Origin of the sequence: Vibrio sp. V42_P2S4T144, assembly GCF_009904715.1 — a bacterium.
GTDB classification, from domain to species: Bacteria; Pseudomonadota; Gammaproteobacteria; order Enterobacterales; family Vibrionaceae; genus Vibrio; species Vibrio alginolyticus.
Genome location: NZ_WXWS01000543.1, coordinates 1 through 3,910, shown reverse-complemented (window position 1 = coordinate 3,910; position 3,910 = coordinate 1). Strand labels below are relative to the sequence as shown.

4 protein-coding genes are annotated in these 3,910 nt (G+C 44.8%); 2 read left to right on the top strand and 2 right to left on the bottom strand.

Translation table 11 applies throughout. The features are described 5' to 3' along the window. Nucleotides 1-5: 5 nt before the first annotated feature. Nucleotides 6-362: a MerR family transcriptional regulator gene (locus CAG68_RS18050; protein ID WP_047101703.1), complete on the top strand. Its 357-nt coding sequence runs from the start codon at nt 6-8 to the stop codon at nt 360-362. 58 nt (nt 363-420) lie between these two features. Next, on the top strand, nt 421-801 hold the full coding sequence (locus CAG68_RS18045) for a carboxymuconolactone decarboxylase family protein (RefSeq protein ID WP_054728771.1): 381 nt from the start codon (nt 421-423) through the stop codon (nt 799-801). 74 nt (nt 802-875) lie between these two features. On the opposite strand, the gene CAG68_RS18040 is transcribed toward CAG68_RS18045, so the two are convergent. Continuing rightward, nucleotides 876-1,106: a PAS factor family protein gene (locus CAG68_RS18040; RefSeq protein ID WP_005375384.1), complete on the bottom strand. Its 231-nt coding sequence runs from the start codon at nt 1,104-1,106 to the stop codon at nt 876-878. A 282-nt stretch (nt 1,107-1,388) separates the two neighbouring features. Then, nucleotides 1,389-3,815, bottom strand: a complete 2,427-nt coding sequence (locus tag CAG68_RS18035) for a M9 family metallopeptidase (RefSeq protein WP_086047268.1) — start codon at nt 3,813-3,815, stop codon at nt 1,389-1,391. Between the last annotated feature and the right edge of the window lie 95 nt (nt 3,816-3,910).

The following is a 3,910-nucleotide window of genomic DNA, read 5'->3' as shown; positions in this document are numbered from 1 at the left end:
TAATAATGAATATCAAAGAATTTTCTGACCTCGTCGGGCTATCTGCTCATACACTTCGATACTATGAAAAAATCGGTTTACTTAAACATGTCCATAGAAACGCGAGTGGACATCGAATGTATAGTTCGAAAGATCTAAACTGGATAAGCTTTGTTAAGCGTTTAAAAGAAACTGCAATGCCACTTGAAGAGATTCTAGAGTATGCCAAATTAAGGGAAGTCGGCTCTCAATCTGTACCACAACGTCAAGCCCTGTTAGAACGCCACCAAGAAAACCTCAAACGCCACATTGAACAACAGAAAAAGCACTTATCGGCTCTAGAAGAAAAAATTGCCTTGTATAAAAGCGGAAAAGTTCGTTGACTTAGAGTTAACTCTAACGATTAAGGTGTGTTTACGTTTATTCACTAGGAACATACCGATGGAACAATCACGCTTTAACAAAGGATTAGAACTACTCTCTCAAATTGATGGCGACGCTGGTCATAATGTCATCGAAAGCTTACAAGATATTTGTCCAGATTTAGCTCAGTACACCATTGAGTATCCGTTTGGCGATATTTATGCTCGCCCGGGCTTAGACCTAAAATCGAGAGAAATCGCAACCGTCGCCGCGCTAACGGCAATGGGGAATTGCGCGCCGCAACTAAAAGTGCACTTAAATGCAGCGCTGAATGTAGGCTGTAGCGAGGATGAGATTAAAGAGATCATTTTGCAGATGTCCGTCTACGCAGGGTTTCCCGCGGCATTAAACGGCATGTTTGCATTCAAAGAAGTGCTAGCGGAAAGAGCAGAGCAATAACGACGTTGAAATCAATTTAACCGCAATTAAAAACGGCCCTTGGGGTTCGGGCCGTGATTAAAACAACGAGTGAATTAGCGCTCAGGAGTTTCAAGCAGTTTAACCGCGCAATCTACCGCGTTGTTAATGCCTTGACTGCTCTCCAACTTGCCTGAACTTGCAGGACCAAGGGCACAAGAATACAAAGCCAGCTGCTTATCGAACGGCAGATCCAACTGTTCATAGAGATTTTGTCGGATTCTTGCATGTTGTTCTGGTTCTTGGTTAGCAAGGCTAATCAACGTTTCATAAATAAGCGTTTTCATGTCTTTCCCTTTTCACTTTATTGCACGGGGTGCATATATATTGTATCCATTTGGGAAACACAAATCAGAAGCTAGGTCACAGAACGCGTCGCTAAAAAAGTTTATGTGCGCGGTAAATTGCAATACAAACCTAAAGCCGTTTAGAAAAAGGGCAACTGATAACTCGATAGATCAGCCGATTAACTAGCATTCGCCGCTGTTTGTTTATAATCGTGTCCGATATAAACAAAAACGTCGCTGTATCAGCGACGTTTTATCTCGACTTTAGTTAATCGAACCTGTTTAGTTGAAGTGCACTAGCATTTCAACGTCATCGCCTTGCTCTGGAGCCTGAAGAGCGAAGTGCACGTACCCTGCTTCAGTAACAGGAATCGCAAGGTATTCATTGCTGCCTGCATAGTTGGACGCATACTCGTGCTGCTCTACTGTAGGCCAATGCTCCCTACTCGCGTATAGATCGACATTACCAGTTTGAGAGTGAGCCGTTAGCCATACACGAACCTCTTCTACACCTTCAGGCACATGAACTGCTGCATAACGCTGCTTGTGAACGGTAAGCATTTTGGCTTCACCAGACTCTAGTACCACAGGTGCTAAATCATCTTGCACTTGGGTTGGCGGTGTTTGCGCTTCCACTTCTAACGCAGCCACAAGATTTACTGAGTCATAGCTATCACGTCCAGTTAAGCTGATGTAGTAACGACCCGCTTTAACGTAACCATCTTGCTCTGGTTCAAACACAATCTCTTCATTGCTGCCATCAGCATATTGACTCATTTCGAAATCATAGTAATGCGCGACTTTGTTGTAGCTCATGTAAAGATCCGCATCACCCGCACCCTCAATAGATACATTGAAGTTAACGGTGTTGGCTGGAACATCAACGTAGAACAGTTTTTCGCTGTATGCTTCGCCACTGAGCTGAAGGCTTTGGTTCGCCGTCAATTCAGTCACTTGTGCTTCAGGGCTTGTTGGTTCTGTTGGCTCTTCTGGGTCTGTATCAGGTTGCTCAGGTTCCACTTTTAATGTGTCCAACCAACGTTCAAACTCAGCATCGTATTGTTGACCTAAAGACGTCACCTGCTGTGCCCATTGTTCGAACTGGCCAGAGCGCGACAATGCCAACAAGCTTTCGACGTCTTGTGGATGATTTTCTAACATGAATCGAACAGCTAGATAACCCCAACGATAGATACGATTGGTATCGTGAGAGTACGTGGTATCAAACACAGTGGAAAGGCTCAGTTTACCATCTGCAATCAGCTCAATCGCAGCTTGGTAACCTTGCTTGTAATGCATGTATTCAGCAAAACCTTCTAGCCACCAAACAATATGACCATGAGCCAAGTTATCGCTGAACGAACCGTATTGGTTAAATCGTGCATCTAAATAGTGCGCGTATTCATGTTCTAGGTTCAAGATAGAGAGATCTTCACCATTCGCGTAGCGATAAGCGACGAAACGCGCAGTATTGTCCGCTTTTGAAGGGTCACCTTCTAGGTACTGACCACCGTTGTCCGTTGTATTACCAAATAGGAATGAAGAGTAATCAACGTAACTAGTGTTACTCGCGAATACCGCCACTTCAACACGATCATTCAAATCATCAGCGACAGGTTGATTACCCGTATTCGCAACTCGATGGAAGTCGGCTTCTTTTGCCGCTAGCACTTCACACGCTTTCGCTGCTTGAGCATCGGTCAGATCCTCAGAGCGAATAATGGCAGGTCCCTGACATTCAAAACGATTTGGCATTACACGTGCAGCTAAATCTTGCTTGGCTTGCTCAATATTCAGACCATTTAGGCCTTCTGGTGCGTAGTAGCTCATCATTTCAACGGCAGCAAGCCATAGTTTGTCATGCTCACTACCCAGTGGATAACGCTGCATCACCTGTTGCATTACTGCCAATGCTTTGCGTTTGGTCTCCTGATCTGGGCTCGCGAGCAAACGACCAGTTTCACGTAATGCATTGAAAACGATAAAGCTTGCATCCGTATCTAATGCCCAAGCATTATCAGATGCGAATTTCACCAACGTATCAATATGGTGTGTATTGTTTGCCATGTATCGGTAGAACGCATCGTTCGCCGCATGGCCTGCCATAGAGCGGAACAAGTTGTTTAAACCATCGACCCATTGCGTGTCCTGCGCGGTTTCACGATTAAAGTGCATCAACGCGGCCATCATGCTATCCATGGTCAGCGGCAACTGCTTAACGTTATCAACCATCAAAGTCAGGCTCTTCATTGCACCAACTTGTTCACGACCTTGATCCAAAGCATGAGGGTTGTTTAGGAATAGGTTCGTCGACTGAGCAAAACGCTGACTCAACGCTTGCGAAAACTCAGGTGTACCAGTACCAGCGTTGTAGCGAACGTAGTAGGCCGCTCGAATAAATTCGCCTAGGTTCTCTAGAATACGAGCTTGATCTGCTTCACCACGATAGCGAGCGATTTCTTGATCCAGCGCGACTTGGATACGGCTTAGGCTCGCTTCACTATAGATATCATTCAGCGTTTCTGAAGGTGCTGAAAACCAAGCGTGGTAGCAATCATACTCAGCACCAGAAACGGCAGTAGCCAGATCTCGCGATTGTTGTAAATCAGCAACAGCACACTGATTTTGTGCAAAAGAGAAGCCAGACACACTCGCTAGCATACAAGCAAGCGCCAAACGATGGCGCGGGAAAAAACGGATATGAGACATAACAACACTCATTGATTATTAACATACATTGAGTGGGGATTTATATTCTTTACAGCTCAAACAGTGAAATCAGTGTCATAAAATTTATGAAACCG

What these genes read in the sequence shown, in the direction of transcription:
- CAG68_RS18045 (WP_054728771.1), top strand. Translation starts at nt 421, where the DNA reads ATGGAACAATCACGCTTTAACAAAGGATTAGAACTACTCTCTCAAATT.
- CAG68_RS18050 (WP_047101703.1), top strand. Translation starts at nt 6, where the DNA reads ATGAATATCAAAGAATTTTCTGACCTCGTCGGGCTATCTGCTCATACA.
- CAG68_RS18035 (WP_086047268.1), bottom strand. Translation starts at nt 3,815, where the DNA reads ATGTCTCATATCCGTTTTTTCCCGCGCCATCGTTTGGCGCTTGCTTGT.
- CAG68_RS18040 (WP_005375384.1), bottom strand. Translation starts at nt 1,106, where the DNA reads ATGAAAACGCTTATTTATGAAACGTTGATTAGCCTTGCTAACCAAGAA.